This window comes from Mycobacterium yunnanensis (assembly GCF_025823185.1).
GTDB classification, from domain to species: Bacteria; Actinomycetota; Actinomycetes; order Mycobacteriales; family Mycobacteriaceae; genus Mycobacterium; species Mycobacterium yunnanensis.
Map to the genome: position 1 here is coordinate 119,577 of NZ_JACKVK010000011.1, position 17,677 is coordinate 137,253.

18 protein-coding genes are annotated in these 17,677 nt (G+C 67.7%); 3 read left to right on the forward strand and 15 right to left on the reverse strand.

What is annotated here, in order from left to right:
- Positions 1-10: 10 nt before the first annotated feature.
- Positions 11-442 carry an NfeD family protein gene (locus H7K45_RS20225; RefSeq protein WP_263997751.1) on the reverse strand — a complete coding sequence of 144 codons (432 nt, stop codon included), beginning with the start codon at positions 440-442 and terminating at the stop codon, positions 11-13.
- 58 nt (positions 443-500) lie between these two features.
- On the opposite strand from H7K45_RS20225, the gene H7K45_RS20230 reads away from it, so the two are divergent.
- Positions 501-1,376 carry an Rv1486c family protein gene (locus H7K45_RS20230; protein WP_263997752.1) on the forward strand — a complete coding sequence of 292 codons (876 nt, stop codon included), beginning with the start codon at positions 501-503 and terminating at the stop codon, positions 1,374-1,376.
- Here the strand turns inward: H7K45_RS20230 and H7K45_RS20235 are convergent.
- The 9 genes from H7K45_RS20235 to H7K45_RS20275 form a co-directional block, all read right to left on the reverse strand.
- Positions 1,342-2,388 carry a ferrochelatase gene (locus H7K45_RS20235; protein WP_263997753.1) on the reverse strand — a complete coding sequence of 349 codons (1,047 nt, stop codon included), beginning with the start codon at positions 2,386-2,388 and terminating at the stop codon, positions 1,342-1,344. The two genes, H7K45_RS20230 and H7K45_RS20235, sit on opposite strands and share 35 nt — an antisense overlap.
- Positions 2,388-3,197 carry an NADH-dependent enoyl-ACP reductase InhA gene (inhA, locus tag H7K45_RS20240; protein ID WP_263997754.1) on the reverse strand — a complete coding sequence of 270 codons (810 nt, stop codon included), beginning with the start codon at positions 3,195-3,197 and terminating at the stop codon, positions 2,388-2,390. Before inhA ends, H7K45_RS20235 begins: the two co-directional genes overlap by 1 nt.
- Before the next feature lie 37 nt (positions 3,198-3,234).
- Complete coding sequence (fabG1, locus tag H7K45_RS20245) at positions 3,235-3,951, reverse strand: 3-oxoacyl-ACP reductase FabG1 (protein ID WP_263997756.1); 717 nt, start codon at positions 3,949-3,951, stop codon at positions 3,235-3,237.
- Between the two features lie 76 nt (positions 3,952-4,027).
- Positions 4,028-5,035 (reverse strand): VWA domain-containing protein, encoded by a 1,008-nt coding sequence (locus H7K45_RS20250; RefSeq protein WP_263997757.1) that lies wholly within the window; start codon positions 5,033-5,035, stop codon positions 4,028-4,030.
- A 30-nt stretch (positions 5,036-5,065) separates the two neighbouring features.
- Complete coding sequence (locus tag H7K45_RS20255; protein WP_263997758.1) at positions 5,066-6,010, reverse strand: DUF58 domain-containing protein; 945 nt, start codon at positions 6,008-6,010, stop codon at positions 5,066-5,068.
- Positions 6,007-7,152, reverse strand: coding sequence for a chaperone MoxR1 (gene moxR1 / locus H7K45_RS20260; protein ID WP_263997759.1), 1,146 nt, complete (start codon positions 7,150-7,152; stop codon positions 6,007-6,009). The genes H7K45_RS20255 and moxR1 overlap by 4 nt, the downstream gene beginning before the upstream one ends.
- A 149-nt stretch (positions 7,153-7,301) precedes the next feature.
- Positions 7,302-8,012, reverse strand: a complete 711-nt coding sequence (gene ripB / locus H7K45_RS20265; RefSeq protein ID WP_263997760.1) for an NlpC/P60 family peptidoglycan endopeptidase RipB — start codon at positions 8,010-8,012, stop codon at positions 7,302-7,304.
- Positions 8,012-9,439 carry an NlpC/P60 family peptidoglycan endopeptidase RipA gene (ripA, locus tag H7K45_RS20270; RefSeq protein WP_263997761.1) on the reverse strand — a complete coding sequence of 476 codons (1,428 nt, stop codon included), beginning with the start codon at positions 9,437-9,439 and terminating at the stop codon, positions 8,012-8,014. The genes ripB and ripA overlap by 1 nt, the downstream gene beginning before the upstream one ends.
- A 211-nt stretch (positions 9,440-9,650) precedes the next feature.
- Positions 9,651-10,214, reverse strand: coding sequence for an Rv1476 family membrane protein (locus H7K45_RS20275; protein ID WP_263998372.1), 564 nt, complete (start codon positions 10,212-10,214; stop codon positions 9,651-9,653).
- Between the two features lie 183 nt (positions 10,215-10,397).
- On the opposite strand from H7K45_RS20275, the gene H7K45_RS20280 reads away from it, so the two are divergent.
- The gene (locus H7K45_RS20280) at positions 10,398-13,199 is read left to right on the forward strand and encodes an aconitate hydratase (protein ID WP_263998374.1); all 2,802 of its coding nucleotides are present in this window, start codon (positions 10,398-10,400) and stop codon (positions 13,197-13,199) included.
- Between the two features lie 37 nt (positions 13,200-13,236).
- Complete coding sequence (locus H7K45_RS20285) at positions 13,237-13,803, forward strand: TetR/AcrR family transcriptional regulator (protein WP_263997762.1); 567 nt, start codon at positions 13,237-13,239, stop codon at positions 13,801-13,803.
- On the opposite strand, the gene H7K45_RS20290 is transcribed toward H7K45_RS20285, so the two are convergent.
- From H7K45_RS20290 to H7K45_RS20310, 5 genes are all read right to left on the reverse strand, one after another.
- Positions 13,800-13,991: a helix-turn-helix domain-containing protein gene (locus H7K45_RS20290; protein WP_263997763.1), complete on the reverse strand. Its 192-nt coding sequence runs from the start codon at positions 13,989-13,991 to the stop codon at positions 13,800-13,802. The genes H7K45_RS20285 and H7K45_RS20290 overlap by 4 nt on opposite strands.
- A gap of 66 nt (positions 13,992-14,057) precedes the next feature.
- Positions 14,058-15,686 (reverse strand): ABC-F family ATP-binding cassette domain-containing protein, encoded by a 1,629-nt coding sequence (locus H7K45_RS20295; protein WP_263997764.1) that lies wholly within the window; start codon positions 15,684-15,686, stop codon positions 14,058-14,060.
- A gap of 10 nt (positions 15,687-15,696) precedes the next feature.
- Positions 15,697-16,524, reverse strand: coding sequence for an enoyl-CoA hydratase (locus H7K45_RS20300; protein WP_263997765.1), 828 nt, complete (start codon positions 16,522-16,524; stop codon positions 15,697-15,699).
- A 25-nt stretch (positions 16,525-16,549) separates the two neighbouring features.
- On the reverse strand, positions 16,550-16,915 hold the full coding sequence (gene trxA / locus H7K45_RS20305) for a thioredoxin (protein ID WP_263997766.1): 366 nt from the start codon (positions 16,913-16,915) through the stop codon (positions 16,550-16,552).
- Between the two features lie 86 nt (positions 16,916-17,001).
- Positions 17,002-17,625 carry a hypothetical protein gene (locus H7K45_RS20310; RefSeq protein ID WP_263997767.1) on the reverse strand — a complete coding sequence of 208 codons (624 nt, stop codon included), beginning with the start codon at positions 17,623-17,625 and terminating at the stop codon, positions 17,002-17,004.
- Positions 17,626-17,677 lie beyond the last annotated feature (52 nt).

Consider the following 17,677-nt stretch of genomic DNA (forward strand, 5'->3'; position numbering starts at 1 on the left):
CTCCCTAGGTTCAGAAGCCCCGGAAGACCACCGCGGTGGCCCCGTCGATGCGCACCACCGTCACGTGGTCACCGGGTTCGAACACGTCGTCGTCGTCGAGGGGCCTGGCCGTCCACACCTGGCCGTCGAGCTTCACCTGACCCTCGTGGCGCGCCACCCTGTCGAGCACCAGCGCGCCCTTGCCCTCGAGGGCCTTCATGGGGTCGGGCAAGCCGGTTCCCGCCGTGAACCGCCGCCGCAACGCCGGGCGGACCGCGACCAGAAGCAGGATCGAGACGGCGGCGAACACGATCCCGTCGACCCACACCGGGCCACCGAACAGGGCGCTGGCACCGGCCGCCGACAGCGCGCCGCCGCTGAGCATCAGCAGGAACAGGTCGCCCGTGAGCGCCTCCGCACCGGCCAACGCCAGCGCCGCGACCAGCCAGATCAGCGCTCCCATCTTCACAGCGTACGTGAAACGCACCTCTCGAGCGGTCAACTATTACACTCCGTGGATCATGTGGTGCCCCAGTGTTTCCCTGTCGGTGTGGGCCAACGCCTGGCTTGCCGGCGTGGCCGCGCCCGACGACGTCTTGGATGCGCTGTCCCTCTGGGCGCCAAGGCATTCCGTGACCGCCTATGATTCCGTCGCCGCCGACCGCACCGGCCTGCCCTGGCCGGATCTGACCGACGCGGGCGCGGTGTCGATGCTGCAGACGCTGCGCACCGCCGCCGGTCCGAGCACCGGCGAACCCGCGATGGCCGTTGCCCTTCCCGTCCCCGGCGACGTGCGCGGGCTCCCGGCAGGCACGCAGTTCACCGCCGACGCCATCACGGCCGGGGAGGTGCTGATCGTCGCGCGCGGGACGACGAGTGCCGTCGGGCTGGTGCCCGAGTTCACCTACGACGAGTCCGATCCCGACTACGACCACACCGACGACGAGTCCACCGGCCACTACCCGGAGCCGATCTCGCTGGCGTGGACGGTCTACTCCATGCCCGAGGTCCCGCTGCGCGAGCACCTGGACCTCGGCCACGAGGAGTACCAGCTGCGGTCCGCGGTGCGCTCGGCGGCTGACGCCTTGGTGACGCTGAGGGCCGGGATGACGTCCTCGGACGTCGCCGACCCACGTGGGCTGGTCGAGCAGATACTCGAATCCGCGCGGTTGCACCGCGCCCCCGACCACGCCCCGGAGCGGGCGCTGAGGGTCTTGGAGAACGCCGCCCACGTCGACGCGATCATCACCGTCAGTTCGGGTTTGATGCCGATCGGGCTGCAGTCGTCGTCGGAGATGCAAATCGCGAACGACGCGTTGCGTCCGCTGGTCGGGGTGGTGCGCTCGGCGCGGATGGCCGCCGTCAGCGCGATTCTGCAGTCGGCCTGGCGTCGCTAGTGCACGACGGCGTGCACAGCGACCCGTTGACGCTGAATCCGTAACCGGGTACGAGTCCCCCGCCGACCCTGGCCGGTTCACGACCTTCGAGCACCTCGTCGACGAGGTCGAGGGCGAGTCGGGCGAAGCGTGGCTGTGCATTGGGCGTCGTCGCCCGCGCGAGCACGACCCCCGCCGCGTCGGCCTGCTCCTTGAGCTCGTTGTCCAAATCCCAGACGACCTCGATGTGGTCGGCGACGAAGCCGATGGGGCAGGTGATGACCGCGCGGACCCCGGACTCGACGAGCGAGGTGAGATGGTCGGCGACGTCGGGCTCCAGCCACGGGACCTGAGGCGGCCCCGACCGGGACTGCCACACCTGGTCGTACTCGGCGTACCCGGCGGCGGCCGCGACGAGGGACGACGAATGCGCGACCTGCCGGGCGTAGAGGTCCGGTCCGCACCGCGACGCGGCGCGCAGCGGGATCGAGTGCGCGGTGAAGACCAACCGCGCGTCGGCGCGAAGGTCCTCTGGCAACGTCGCGGCGGCCTCGGCGATGCCGTCGGCGAACATGTCGATCAGCAGCGGGTGGTCGAAGTACTGGCGCAGCTTGACCAGCTCGGGTGCCTCCGGCCCGACCGCGGCCCTGGCCCGGAAGACGTCCTCCTGGTACTGCGTGCAGCCCGAGTAGCCGCCCCACGCCGAGGTGGTGAACACCGCGGCGCGACGGATGCCGTCGTCGCGCATCGCGGCGACGGTGTCCTCGACGAACGGGTCCCAGTTGCGGTTGCCGAAGTACACCGGCAGGCGGGTGCCCCGGGTGTCGAGTTCGCGTTCGATCTGCGCGATCAGGGCCCGGTTGATGCCGTTGATGGGTGAGACGCCACCGAAGTGCAGGTAGTGCTCGGCGACGGCGTCCAAACGTTCCGACGGGATGTTGCGGCCTCGGGTCACGTTCTCTAGGAACGGACGAACCTGCTCCGGCCCCTCGGGTCCACCGAAGGACAGCAGCAGCAGCGCGTCAAAGCTCATTAGAGCAGCTGCGTGCTGGCGCCGCCGTCGGCGTAGACGATCGTGCCGGTGGTGGCGGGCAGCCAGTCGGACATCAACGCGCACACCGTCTTTGCGACCGGCGTCGGGTCCTTCATGTTCCACCCCAGCGGAGCGCGCTGATCCCAGCCCTCTTCCAGCAGCTTCATCTGGTCACCCGCCTCGGCGCCGAGCGCACCGCCGACGATGGCGCTCATCGCCAGCGTCCGGATGGGGCCTGCGGCAACGAGATTCGAGCGGACCCCGTACTGGCCGGCCTCGCGCGCGACGAACCGGTTCACCGACTCGAGCGCACTCTTGGCGACGGTCATCCAGTTGTAGGCGGGCATCGCGCGGGTCGGGTCGAAGTCCATGCCGACGATCCCACCACCCTGATTCATGATGGGCAGCACGGCCTTGGCCAGCGACGCGTAGGAATAGGCGGAGATGTGAATCCCCTTGGCGACGTCGTCGTACGGCGCGTCGAAGAACGGATTGATGCCCATCCCGGTCTGCGGCATGAAGCCGATCGAGTGCACGACGCCGTCGAGCTTGTTGCCGTCGCCGATCGCTTCGGTCACCCGGTCGGCCAGGGAGTCCAGATGCTCGGAGTTCTGCACGTCGAGTTCCAGCAGCGGGGCCGGGTTGGGCAACCGGTCGGCGATGCGCTGGATCAGCTTCATCCGGTCGAAGCCGGTGAGCACCAGTTCGGCGCCGGCCTCCTGGGCGACCTTCGCGATGTGGAATGCGATCGACGAGTCGGTGATGATCCCGGTGACCAGGATGCGCTTGCCCTCGAGAAACCCTGCCATGTGAAAGTCCTTACTGTTCAGACGATGTCGACGAGACTCAGTGACCCATGCCCATGCCGCCGTCGACCGGGATGACGGCGCCGGCGATGTAACCGGCGTCCTCGGACGCCAGGAAGCTGACCGCACCGGCGACGTCCTCGGCGGTGCCGACGCGCTTGGCGGGGATGAACTCCAGGGCACCGGCCTGGATGCGCTCGTCGAGCGCTCGCGTCATCTCCGTGTCGATGTAGCCGGGTGCCACCACGTTCGCGGTGACGCCGGCCTTGGAGAGCTCGCGGGAGATCGAGCGTGCCATGCCGATGAGCCCGGCCTTGGCGGCGGCGTAGTTGGCCTGGTTGCCGATGCCCCACATGCCCGACACCGAACCGATGTAGATGATGCGGCCAAAGCGCTTGCGCTGCATGCTCCGCGAGGCACGTTGCGTGACCCGGAAGGCGCCGGTCAGATTGGCGTCGATGACCTCGGAGAAGCGCTCCTCGGTCATCCGCATCAGGAAGGCGTCCTTGGAGATGCCGGCGTTGGACACCAGCACCTCGACCGGACCCTGATGCTCCTCGACCTCGGCGAAGGCGCGGTCGACCGCGGCAGCGTCGGTGACGTCGCACACCACGCCGAACAACCCCTCGGGGGCGCCGGATCCGCGGTGGGTGACCGCAACCCGATGTCCGTCGGCCGCCAGTCGCTGGGCGATCGCCAAACCGATGCCCCGGTTGCCACCGGTGACCAGGACTGAGCGGGACACGAACTCAGCCATTCATTGCTCCTTGCGTCCGCGGCATACCGGCCAACCTATCGCCTCACCTGGCGCTGGCCGAAATCGGCCGCCGACCTCACCCTGGCAGGCGGCGGTTGATCAGCAGAGCAGCCAACGCGGCGAGCGCGAGCACCAGCGAGCCCAGCCGCAGCCAGCCGACGCTGGCGTCACCCTTGGTGGTCTCGTACCCGATCTGATCCTGTAGCGAGGTGAACACGGCCTTGAGCTGTTCCAGGCTCGACGCGGTGTAGGCGTTGCCGCCGGACAATTCGGCGATCTTGCGCAGCATCTCGTCGTCGACCGGCACGGGCTGACGCTGGTCCTGGATCTCGACGTAGCCGTACTTCGTACCGAAGGACACCGTGGAGATCGGCACGCCCTGGTCGTCGGCGGTACGGGCGGCGGTGTAGGCGCCCTTGGGGTTGTCGGGGTTCGACGGCACCGTCTCCTTGCCGTCGGACATCAGCACGACGCGCGCGGGGGGCGGGGCGTCACCACCACCGATGACCGCGCCGACGGTCGCAATGGCCTGCAGCGCAGTGAAGATGCCCTCACCCGTGGCCGTGCGGTCGGCGAGCTGCAGCTTGTCGATCGCCGCCTTGGTGGGCTCGCGGTTGGTGGTCGGCGACACCAGCACCGTCGCCGTGCCCGCATAGGCGATCAGCCCGAGGTTGATGCCAGGTGTCAGCTGATCGGCGAACTGCTTGGCGGCCTCCTGCGCGGCGGCGAGCCGACTCGGCGCGACGTCGGTGGCGCGCATCGACTGCGACACGTCGATGACCAGCATGACCACGGCGCGGTTGCGCGGAATGCGAACGTCGTTGGTGGGCCCGGCCATCGCGACGGTGAACAGCACCAGCGACAGCACCATCAGCACGGCCGACAGGTGGCGCCAGCGAGCGGGCCGCTTGGGCGCGACGCTCTCCAGCAGTTCCATGTTCGCGAAGCGCAACATCCGCTTCTGCCGCGCCGACTGCACGATGACGTACAACGCGACCAAGCCGAGCACGACCAACAGGAACAGGAAGAACCACGGGCTCTTGAAACCCGAGAGACTCATCGGGCCGAAGAACGGTAAAGTCATGTGCGAGTAGTCATTTCAGTTGTCAGATCTTTACCGGCCCGCCAGGGCGCCTCGCCGCCGGTTCGCCACGAACCTCACGACGTCGGCGATCCAGTCGCGATCGGTACGGAGGGTGAGCAGCGGGGCGTCGCATCGGCGCAACGTTCGGGCCACCTCGTCACGGTGGGCCGCGGCGGCCTTGGCGAAGTCGGCCCGCAGCTGCGTGTCGATGGTGAACTCCCGGGTGACCCCGGATTCGGTGTCCTGCAGGATCACGTCGCCGACGTCGGGCAGTTCGACGTCGCGCGGGTCGATCACCTCGACCCCGAGCACCTCGTGGCGCCCGGCGATGGCCCGCAGTGGCCGCATCCAGTTGATCGGACCCAGGAAGTCGCTGATTATCACCGCCATTCCGCGGCGGCGTTCGGGCCTGCGCAACGCGTCGATCGCCGCCGACAGGTCACCGCGCACGCCCAGCGGCGCCTGCGGCATGGTGGCGATTGCGCGCAGCAATTCGTGTTCGTGGATCCGCCCGCTCAGTGCCGGCACGCGCTTCGTGGTCTCGCCGTTGGTGATCACCGCACCGAGGCGATTGCCGCCTCCGCTGTTGAGGAACGCCATCGCGGCGGCGGCCGCGACCGCGAGGTCACGCTTTTCGCAGCCGGCCGTACCGAAGTCCAGGCTCGCCGACACGTCGACGACCAACCACGTCTCCAGCTCACGGTCGGCGATCATCTGACGCACGTGCGGCGTCGTGGTGCGGGCGGTCACCGACCAGTCCATCCGGCGGACGTCGTCACCGGGCTGGTAGACCCGCGAGTCCCCCGGTTCCGAACCGGGTCCGGGAACGAGGCCCTGGTGGTCACCGTGCAGCACGCCGTCGAGCTTGCGGCGGACCGTCAATTCCAGTTTGCGCAGTGCGGCCGAGAGCTCGGGATCGCGAATCTGCCCGCGCTGCAGGGACGGCAGATCCACCCGGCCTGACGGCTGGGTCACCGACCGCCGGCCGCCGCCGGGGTGGGCATCGCCGGCGCCACCGAATGCCCTTGCTGCGGAATGGCGTTGACCTGTGGCAGTGCGACGGTCTGCATGATCCGGTTGATGACCGTCTCGGCGGACACCTCGTCGGCGAGCGCGTCGTAGGTCAGGACGAGGCGGTGCCGGAGCACGTCGGGGATGATCTCCACGACGTCCTGCGGGATGACGTAGTCGCGGCCGCGGACCAGGGCCAGTGCCCGCGAGGCGGCGATGATGCCGAGCGAGGCACGCGGCGAGGCACCGTAGGCGATCCACGCCTTCGCGTCGGGCATGCCGAACTTCTCGGGCTCGCGCGTGGAGGTCACGATGCGCACCACGTAGTCGACGAGGGCGTGGTGGACGAACACCGAGGCAGCGATGCCCTGCAGGCGCTGCAGGTCACCGGTGTTGAGGATCTGCTTGGGCGTCGGCGGGGCGACACCCATGCGGTAGATGATCTCGCGTTCTTCCTCTGGCGTCGGGTAGTCGACGTTGAGCTTGAACAGGAAGCGGTCGCGCTGCGCCTCGGGCAGGGCGTAGACACCCTCTTGCTCGATGGGGTTCTGAGTGGCCATGACCAGGAACGGGGTGGGCAGCGGGAAGGTCTTGCCACCCAGGGAGATCTTGCGCTCGGCCATGATCTCGAGCAGCGCCGACTGCACCTTGGCCGGTGCGCGGTTGATCTCGTCGGCGAGCAGGAAGTTGACCATGGCGGGCCCGAGTTCGATGTCGAACTCCTCCTTGCCCATCCGATAGATGCGGGTGCCGACGATGTCGGTGGGCACCAGGTCGGGGGTGAACTGAATGCGCGCGAACGTGCCGCCCACGACCTTGGCGAAGGTCTCCACCGCGAGGGTCTTGGCCACCCCGGGCACGCCTTCGAGCAGGACGTGTCCCTTGGCGAGCAGGCCGACGAGCATGCGCTCGACGAGCTGGTCTTGGCCGACGATGATCCGCTTGACCTCGAAGACGGCGCGTTCCAGGGTGTGCACCTCGTTTTGCAGGCCGCCAGACTGTGGGCCTCCGTTGGACGGCGTCGGACCGCCGGGCGGGAAGCCCTGCGTCGGGGCCTGCCCGGGGTAACCTCCGGCGCCCTGCGGCGGCCCACTCGGTGACGTCATTCAGTTCCTCCCACGTGTTCTGGTCCGGCGTTCGATTCAGACCGCTGGTCTCAATTGGTCAAGTGGCGCCAAACCACCGGACAGTTCGCCACCAACTATTCCAGGCAGTTCGGAATCCGTCGACGTGCCCTGCCGCGGGGCGGTCTCGATCAGGACTCGATGAACCTGACCAGGTGCGGAGACATCCCGGCGGTGCGAACCGGGCTGACGGTGACCTTCCCCGCGCTGCCGGAGGCCTCCAGCATCCGTCCACCGCCCAGGAAGATGGCCACGTGCTGGCTGCCGCCGGGACCGTAGAAGATCAGGTCGCCACGCTTGGCTTGCGACGGTGCGATCGGCCGGCCGGAGTCGTATTGGTCCCCGGAGTACTTCGGGATCGGCACGCCGACACCGGCGAACGCATAGCGGGTCAACCCCGAGCAGTCGAAGCCGATCTTGCCGGTGTCGTAGTCGACGCCCTCGCTGGGTCCGTTGAGCGCGCCGCCGCCCCAGGAGTAGGGCACGCCCATCTGCGAGCCGGCCCGCCTGATGACGTACTCGATGGCCTGGGGCCCGCGGACGCGGCCGCTGACGGCGCCGGTGGGTGCGCTGCCGCCGAGGCCGATGCTGGACAGGAACTGCTGACCGAGGCTCTTGGTGGTCTGCAGGGCAATGGCGCTCGCCTGAAAGGACGCGTTGGCAATCGCGACGGGGTCTCCCGGCGCACCCGAGCTGGGCCGCTGGGGCAGCGTCGGATCCCAGCCTGCGTCACCGGGGTCGGCAGCGGCCGGCGCGGCGGTGCCGACGGCGACCACGGCGGCCATCGCGGCGATGAGCAGCAGGGCACGTCGGAGGAACGACAAGGGCAAGTCAACCACCATCAGTATTCGATGTAGCGGACGACGTACGGCGTCATACCGCTGGTGCGGACGGGCGAGACCTTGACGGTCGAACCGGTGTACGGGGCCTCCAGCATCTGACCGTTGCCGAGGAAGAGGGCGACGTGCTGGGCGCCGCCGGGGCCGTAGAAGATGACGTCGCCGCGGCGCGCCTGAGACGTCGGGATCTTTCGGCCCAGGTCGTACTGGGCCCCGGAGTAGTGCGGCAATTTGATGCCGACGCCGGCGAAGGCATACAGGATCAGACCCGAGCAGTCGAAGCCGGTGGTGCCGGCGCCGGAGTCGATGCCCCGGCTCGGCCCGACGGCGTTGCCGCCGCCCCACGAGTACGGCACGCCCATTTGGCTGCCGGCCCGCTGGATGACGTACTCCGAGGCCTGCTTGCCGTAGACCCGCGGGATGGCGCCATTGGTGAAACCCGAAGGCGTGGGCAGGATTCCGAGCTTCTGCAGGAAGCTGCGGCCCATCTGCTGGGTGGCCTGGGTGGAGGTGGTCGCCATGCCGAGCACGGTGTTGAGGATCGCGATCGGGTCGCCGCTGACGAACGCGCTGGGAATGGCAGGCAACGTGGGATCCCAGGCGACGTCCCACTTGGAGTTGCCGGGGGCCGCGGCGGCGGGGTCACGGTCCCAGTTGGTCGACGGGTTGGCTGCCGCGGCGGGTGCGGCACCGGGCACCGTCTTGGCGGCGACGGTCATCACCGGGGCCGAGACCTGGCGCGCGGCGGCGAGCTGCGCCTGGGCCGAGGCCCGGTCGGCGGTCAGCTGGTCGAGTTGGGCCTGTTGGTCCCTGAACGTCTGCTGGGCTTGGGTCAGCGACGCGACGGCCGCGTCCTGGCTGGCTTGGGCGTCGACGACCGCCTGGTCGGCCTTCTGCTTGGCCAAGCGGGCGGCGGAGTCGCGGTTGACCTGTTCGGTGCGGGCACGCTGCAGGTCCGCGATGGCTTGCTGGGTGCTGACGTTGAGCGTCTCGCCGGTGGCCGCGGTGGCCAGGACGTCGGCCGGGTCCTTGGCGGTGACGTAGGAGGCCGAGGGTCCGTTGACGTAGGCCGAGGCGGCGAAGGTGTCGAAGCGGTCCTGGGCGGCGGAGATGGCGGCGGTGGCGTCCTTGAGGGCCGCCTGGCTGGCGTCGACCTCGGACTGCGCGGCGGCCGCGTCGTCCCGGGCGGTCTGGACGGCGACGATGGCCTTGTTGACGCTCTCCTGCTCGGCCTGGATGTTGGCGCCGAGGTCCTGCAGCTTCTGGTCCGCGTTGGCGACGGCCGCCACCAACGTGGCGATGCCTTGGGGAGTTACTGGCTCGGCGTGGGCCGAGACGATTCCGAAGCCGATCCCATGGGTGAATGCCGAGGCGACGAGCACACCGCATGTGAGCGACCCCGCAACGGAGGCGCGAAAACTGCGTCTCATTGGACTCCGGTCTCCTAGGGCTCAACGCGTACGTATGGGCACATCCATCGGGCTCGTACGTGCGCAGGAGTCACATGGATCACACCTGCAACATCAGGTGCCTTCTGCACCGTACGTCACGAGAAGCGCCATGGAAACGGGAGGAGAAAATTACATCTTTGTAATTGAAACCATTGTTATCGAATGGTGACTTTGGCCAATTGAATGGCGTTTACGATCCCGCGGAATCCGTCGTTGCCGGCGATTTCCCCGCGACCGCTTTTCGGCTCCGGACCTGCAACAACCGGGTGGCAGCCGCCGCGACCGCAACACCCAGGACGAGCACGATCGTAAAGGGCGTCCAAGGGAAATGCGGTGTCGTCAATTCGGTCACGAAATTCTGAGAAGCGGCCACCGGAGAACCGCTCACCTTTGCGACGTCTTGGCCGGCTTCCAGCGTCACCCGGTCGAAGGACGTGCTGTACGTACCGGCAAAGGACGGACTCAACACCAAGACCGTCGACCCGGGAAATTCCTTGCCCACCTCGGTGGCGACGTCCCGCAGTGGGGTGTCGATGCCGGGGTTCTCGTCGAGCACCACGACCTTGAGGTCGACGCCCTTCTGCTTGGCCTCGGCCACCACCCGGGGCAGGCCGGCGTTGGCCGGCCCGGCCGGCGCGCTCACGCCGTCCTGGCGAAGCTGATCCTGGACCAGACCCATGCACACGTCGGGGGCGGTGGTGGCCGGGTCCTTGCCCACCGTCGAGCAGACCTGCGACGGGATGTACAACGGCATCTGCGGAGTCGTCACCCGCCAGAGATTACCGCCGACGATGCCCGATCCATTGGCAGCGGGGCCGCACGTGGAGAAGACTGGCACCCGCCTTGAGAAGGTTTACAGGACAAGCGTACTGTTAGAGCAGTTACCGCCGCGACACAGCCCGTCGCGGCGAAGAATGAAGCGGGAGTTGATGTGACCTTGAACAACCCAGTTAATTCGTTCGGAGCCCAGGACACGTTGAACGTCGGGGACCAGGCCTACGAGATCTACCGGCTGGACGCGGTACCGGGGACCGAGAAACTTCCCTACAGCCTCAAGGTGCTGGCGGAGAACCTGCTGCGCACCGAGGACGGGGCCAACGTCACCAAGGAGCACATCGAGGCCATCGCCAACTGGGATCCGACGGCCGATCCCAGCATCGAGATCCAATTCACCCCGGCCCGCGTGGTCATGCAGGACTTCACCGGCGTGCCCTGCATCGTCGACCTGGCCACCATGCGTGAGGCCGTCGGCGACCTCGGCGGCGACAGCGAGAAGGTCAACCCGCTGGCCCCCGCCGAACTGGTCATCGACCACTCGGTCATCGTCGACGTGTTCGGCAACGCCGGCGCCTTCGAGAAGAACGTCGAGATCGAGTACGGCCGCAACGGCGAGCGCTACCAATTCCTGCGCTGGGGCCAGGGCGCCTTCGACGACTTCAAGGTCGTCCCCCCGGGCACCGGCATCGTCCACCAGGTCAACATCGAATACCTCGCCCGTACCGTCATGATCCGCGACGGCGTCGCTTATCCCGACACCTGTGTGGGCACCGACAGCCACACCACGATGGTCAACGGACTCGGCGTGCTCGGCTGGGGCGTCGGCGGCATCGAGGCCGAGGCCGCAATGCTCGGCCAGCCCGTGTCGATGCTCATCCCCCGCGTCGTCGGCTTCAAGCTGACCGGAGAGATCCAGCCCGGCGTGACCGCCACCGACGTGGTGCTCACCGTCACCGACATGCTGCGCAAGCACGGCGTGGTCGGCAAGTTCGTCGAGTTCTACGGCAAGGGCGTCGCCGAGGTGCCGCTGGCCAACCGCGCCACCCTTGGCAACATGAGCCCCGAGTTCGGCTCCACCGCCGCCATCTTCCCGATCGACGACGTCACCGTGGACTACCTGCGCCTCACCGGGCGCACCGACGAGCAGCTGGCGCTGGTCGAGGCGTACGCCAAGGCGCAGGGCATGTGGCACGACGCGGACAAGGAGCCGGTGTTCTCCGAGTACCTCGAGCTCGACCTGTCGACCGTGGTGCCCTCGATCTCCGGACCCAAGCGCCCGCAGGACCGCATCGAACTCTCCGACGCGAAGAACGCGTTCCGCAAGGACATCCACAACTACGTGGAGGAAAACCACCCGGCCGAGTGCACCAACCTCGACGAGGCCGTCGACGAGTCCTTCCCGGCCAGCGACCCGGTGTCGCTGTCCTTCGCCGAAGAGGACGCCGTGCCGGTGTACTCCGCCGCCAAGGGCGCCGAGGGCCGGCCGAGCAAGCCGGTCACGGTGAAGGGCGACGACGGCGAGTTCGTCCTGGACCACGGCGCGGTCGTGGTCGCGGCGATCACCTCCTGCACCAACACCTCCAACCCGTCGGTGATGCTCGGCGCGGCCCTGCTGGCGCGCAACGCCGTCGACAAGGGCCTGACGTCCAAGCCGTGGGTGAAGACCTCGATGGCGCCGGGCTCGCAGGTCGTCAACGACTACTACAACAAGGCCGGTCTGTGGCCGTACCTGGAGAAGCTGGGCTTCTTCCTGGTCGGGTACGGCTGCACCACCTGCATCGGCAACACCGGACCGCTGCCGGACGCCATCTCCAAGGCGATCAACGACGAGGATCTGACGGTCACCGCGGTGCTCTCGGGCAACCGCAACTTCGAGGGCCGCATCTCCCCCGACGTGAAGATGAACTACCTGGCCTCGCCCCTGCTGGTGATCGCCTACGCGTTGGCCGGCACGATGGACTTCGATTTCCAGACCGATCCGCTCGGACAGGATCAGGACGGCAACGACGTCTTCCTCAAGGACGTCTGGCCGTCGTCGAAGGAGATCTCCGACGTCATCGCCTCGTCGATCGACCGTCAGATGTTCACCGACAGCTACGCCGACGTCTTCAAGGGTGACGAGCGCTGGCAGAACCTGCCGACGCCCGAAGGCAAGACCTTCGACTGGGATCCGAACTCGACGTACGTGCGCAAGCCTCCGTACTTCGACGGCATGCCGGCCGAGCCGCAGCCCGTCACCGACATCAGTGGCGCGAGAGTTCTTGCGCTGCTTGGCGATTCGGTCACCACCGACCACATCTCGCCGGCCGGCAACATCAAGCAGGGCACTCCGGCCGCCGAGTACCTCGAGGCCAACGGCGTCGAGCGCAAGGACTACAACTCCTACGGCTCGCGGCGCGGCAACCACGAGGTGATGATCCGCGGCACGTTCGCGAACATCCGGTTGAAGAACCAGCTGCTCGACGACGTCTCCGGTGGTTACACCCGCGACTTCACCCAGGAGGGCGCACCGCAGGCCTTCATCTACGACGCGGCGCAGAACTATGCGGCCAACGGTGTTCCGCTGGTGGTGCTCGGCGGCAAGGAGTACGGCTCGGGTTCGTCGCGTGACTGGGCGGCCAAGGGCACCTCGCTGTTGGGCGTGCGCGCCGTGATCACCGAATCCTTCGAGCGCATCCACCGGTCCAACCTGATCGGCATGGGCGTCATCCCGCTGCAGTTCCCGGCGGGTGAGTCGGCCGCGAGCCTCAAGCTCGACGGCACCGAGGTGTTCGACATCTCGGGTGTCACCGAGCTCAACGAGGGCAAGACGCCGAAGACGGTGAAGGTCACCGCGACCAAGACCGATGGATCCACGGTCGAATTCGACGCCGTGGTGCGCATCGACACCCCCGGCGAGGCGGACTACTACCGCAACGGCGGCATCCTGCAGTACGTGCTGCGCAACATGCTCAAGGCCTGACCGACCCGTCGTCTCCGACGATCAGAGAGGCCCTGAGTTGCCACGGGTGACCGAAGACCACCTTGCGGCGCGCCGTCGACAAATCCTCGACGGCGCCCGCAGGTGTTTCGCCCAGTACGGGTACGAGAGCGCGACCGTGCGGCGGCTCGAACAGACCATCGGGCTGTCGCGCGGCGCGATCTTCCATCACTTCCGTGACAAGGACACGCTGTTCTTCGAATTGGCGCGTGAAGATGCCGAGCGAATGGCGGAGGTCGCCTCGAAGGAGGGCCTCATTCAGGTGATGCGCGACCTGTTGGCCGCGCCGGAGCAGTTCGACTGGCTGACGACGCGGCTGGAGATCGCCCGCAAGCTCCGCAACGACCCCGGCTTTCGGCAGGGCTGGGCCGAGCGATCGGCCGAGTTGAGCGACGCGACTACCGAGCGATTGCGCCGACAGAAGCAGGCCGGTCGTTTGCGCGCCGACGTGCCGAGCAACGTCGTGCACACCTACCTCGACCTGGTGCTCGACGGCTTGGTCGCTCGCCTTGCCACCGGCGACGACCCCAACACGCTACGGGCCGTACTCGACCTGGTGGAGGCGTCCGTCCGCAGTAGTGACTAGTGCTGCCTGCGACGGTGATTGGGGCCGCCACGGCTGCGCATCGTGGTGCCCGATTCGCGCAGCATGCTGTGTATGGAGCCGTAGGACTTCCCGGTACTGGCTACCAGCGTGCGAATGCTGGCACCCTTCTCGTACGCGCTCCGCAGCTCGTCGAGCAACTTGTCCCTGGACCTGTCCACTTCGCTCATCTGGATCTCCCCATCTCGCTGTGAAGAACAGATACCCAGGCGGTCGAATCTCAATCACGTGGCAGGTCAGGCCAGTTCGATGAGGTCCCGGTACTCGTCGGACCAGTAGTCCTCGGTGCCGTCGGGCAGCAACACGACCCGCTGGGGGTCCAGCGCTTCGGCAGCACCCGGATCGTGGGTCACCAGCACCACCGCACCCTGGTAGCTGCGCAACGCGTCGAGCACCTGCTCGCGCGAGGCCGGATCGAGGTTGTTGGTGGGCTCGTCGAGCAGCAGCACGTTGGCCGTCGATGCCACCAGCCCGGCCAGGGCAAGGCGAGTCTTCTCACCGCCGGACAACGTGCCTGCGGGCTGGTCGAGCTGCGGACCGGTGAACATGAACGCTCCGAGCAGGCTGCGCAGGTCCTGTTCGCCGGTGTCGGGCGCGGCGTGGCGGATGTTCTCCCACACCGAGGACAGACCGTCGATGGTGTCGTGCTCCTGGGCGAAGTAGCCCAGCTTCAGTCCGTGGCCGGGCTCGATCACACCCGCGTCGGCCGCCTCGGTGCCGGCGAGGATCCGCAGCAAGGTCGTCTTGCCGGCACCGTTGAGTCCGAGGACGACGACGCGGGAGCCCTTGTCGATGGCCAGGTCGACGCCGGTGAAGATCTCCAGCGAGCCGTAGGTCTTGGTCAGACCCTTGCCCACCAACGGGGTGCGGCCGCACACCGCCGGTGTCGGGAACCGGATCTTGGCGACCTTGTCGGCCACCCGCTCGTCGTCGAGTTCGGCGATCATGCGCTCGGCGCGACGCAACATGTTCTGTGCCGCAACGGCTTTGGTCGCCTTGGCGCCCATCTTTGCGGCCTGCGTCCGCAGGGCCGAGGCCTTCTTCTCGGCGTTGGCGCGCTCCCGGCGGCGACGTTGTTCGTCGGTGGCCCTGGCGTCGAGGTACTTCTGCCACCCCATGTTGTAGACGTCGGCCTCACCGCGAACGGCGTCGAGGAACCAGACCCGGTTGACGACGTCGGCGAGCAGGTCGACGTCGTGACTGATGACGACCAGTCCGCCGGTGTGGTTCTGCAGGAATGCGCGCAGCCAGCCGATCGAGTCGGCGTCGAGGTGGTTGGTGGGCTCGTCGAGTAAGAGAGTGGTGTCCGAGCCGGAACCGGTGTCGGAGGCCGCGAACAGGATGCGCGCGAGCTCGACGCGGCGACGCTGACCGCCGGAGAGCGTTCGTAGGGGCTGGGTCAGGATCCGCTCCGGCAGGCCCAGGCTCGCGCAGATGCGGCCTGCCTCGCTCTCGGCGGCGTATCCACCGAGAGCGGCGAACCGCTCTTCGAGTTCGCCGTACTTGCGGACGGCCTTGTCCATCGTGGCGTCGTCGACGACCTCGGCCATGATGGCCTGCTGCTTCTCCAGATCGGAGAGCAAGGTGTCGAGGCCGCGCGCCGAGAGCACCCGGTCGCGGGCCAGCATGTCGAGGTCACCTTCGCGGGGATCCTGTGGGAGATAACCGATTTCGCCGGTTCGCTCGATGGATCCGGCATACGGCTCGCCCTCGCCGGCGAGGATGCGCATGGTGGTGGTCTTGCCCGCACCGTTGCGGCCGACGAGGCCGATCCGGTCCCCCGGCTGGATCCGCAGCGCGGAACCCTCGATGGCCAGCAACGTACGCGCGCCAGCGCGGACCTCCAGGTCCGTTGCGGTGATCACGCTGTACTCCTCATTGCTTGTCGTCGGTGAAGCGGGCGGGTCGATTCTGAGCGCGCGCGGCGACCGCTTCTTCGAAGTTCGCGGTGAGCAGGCGCACGTACAGTTGACCCAATCCCTCGGCCTGCATGTGACCCTCTAGGCTACCGGCTTCCAGTCCACTCCAGAGCGTGCGCTTGGTCAACTCGATCCCCGGCCGGGAGAACGACGCCATCCGATCGGCCATTGCGAAACAGGTCTCCAGGAGGTCTTCGCCGGGCACCGTCCGCGACACCAGCCCGATCCGCTCGGCTTCGGCGGCGTCGACGTCACGTCCGGTGAGCATCAGCTCGAATGCGCGAGACGTCCCAATTGCCTTGGGCAGCAAGTACGACAGGCCAAGCTCGCTGGCGGTCAGACCGTTGTTGATGCCTGCCGCACGGAAGTATGCAGCGTCGGCCGCGACCCTGACGTCACACGCCAAGGCCAGGCACAACCCCCCGCCGATGGCGGCCCCGTTGACCGCCGCGATCACCGGTTGATGCAGGCGACGTATGGCGAGAATCACGTCGTCGAGCACTTCCATCGAGCGCAACGCGAACGTGGGGCGGGTCAGTCCGTCGACGTGGGGCACCGATCCGGCCGACTTGTGGTCGGCGCCGGAGGAGAAGCCGCGCCCGGCCCCGGTGAGCACGACCACGCGCACGTCGTTGTCGACGGTGAGGTCGTCCAACACGGCCTTGAGCGGAATCATGACGTCGAACGCCATGGAGTTCATCCGCTCGGGACGGTTCAGCGTCACCACCGCCACGTGTGGGCGCGGACGGTCGACGAGAACCAGTGAGTGGTGCTGATCGGTCACGGATGCACGCTATCGCGTGCGTCCGCTATGCCTCGTCGGCTTTGGCCTGCTCGGCGATGGCCGCCTCGATGTCGAGGTCCTTGATCTGACCGATGACGGCCTCGAGGTCCTTGGCCGGCAGCATGCCGGAGTGACGGAACACCATGTGGCCCTTCTTGAAGGCCATCAGGGTGGGGATCGCCTGGATCTCGGCGGCGGCGGCCAAGCCCTGCTCGGCCTCGGTGTCGACCTTGGCGTGCACGACGTCGGGATGCTGCTCCGAGGACGCCGCATAGGTCGGCGCGAAGGCTCGACACGGTCCGCACCAGTCCGCCCAGAAGTCGACGAGAACGATCTCGTTGTCGGTGATGGTGTCGTTGAACTGTTCGGTGGTGATGTCTTGCGTAGTCACAGTGGTCCCAACGTCGTCAGTCGGTGTGTTGTTCCCTTCATCGAAGCAGGTCAAACGCTGCGGCGCAGGCCTACTCGATGACGGCCTCAGAGCTCGGCGCGACCCCGGTCGAAGAAGTCGGTGACGTCGGCGGCGAGCCGGTCGACGTCGTGCGCCGGGTCCAGCGCCTGGAACGCACCGAACGGGGCATTCCAAAAGACCCCGATGCGGGAGGTCCACGGACCCACGTAGGCGTACGGCAAGGGATGGAAGTCGTCACCGGGCGAGACCCCGTAGTTGACCTCGTCCTCGGTGACGGCGACGTCGAAGTGCTCGGGCCACAACACCGGATGACCCGCTGGCAGCACGCTCGCCAACGCGAAGCCGCCGGCGTAGAGACTGCGGTGAACGAGTTCGGCGGCCTCGGCGTCGACGTCGACGACCGTGTCGGACGAGAGGGGGTCGACGATCTCGTACACGCCCTCGGGCGGTCCGACGTCCAGGTCGGTCGCGGCAGCGAGCGCACCGACCGTTCCGGTCAGCGGTGCGCTCGCGTCACCCCAGACCAACTCGCTACCGCGCACGGCCACGGGGATCGACACCCCGGTGAAGCCGTCCGGCCGCACCACCAGCCGAATGGTGCCCGCCGCGCGGTGCTGTGGACCGGCGATGAAGCTCTCGGCGATGCCGCGCAGCTGGCGGCGGGTCCTGACGTAGGCCTGGTCGTCCATCGACCCCAGCGTAGGTCACGGCATCTTCTAGCGATCTCACATCGCCGTCGAA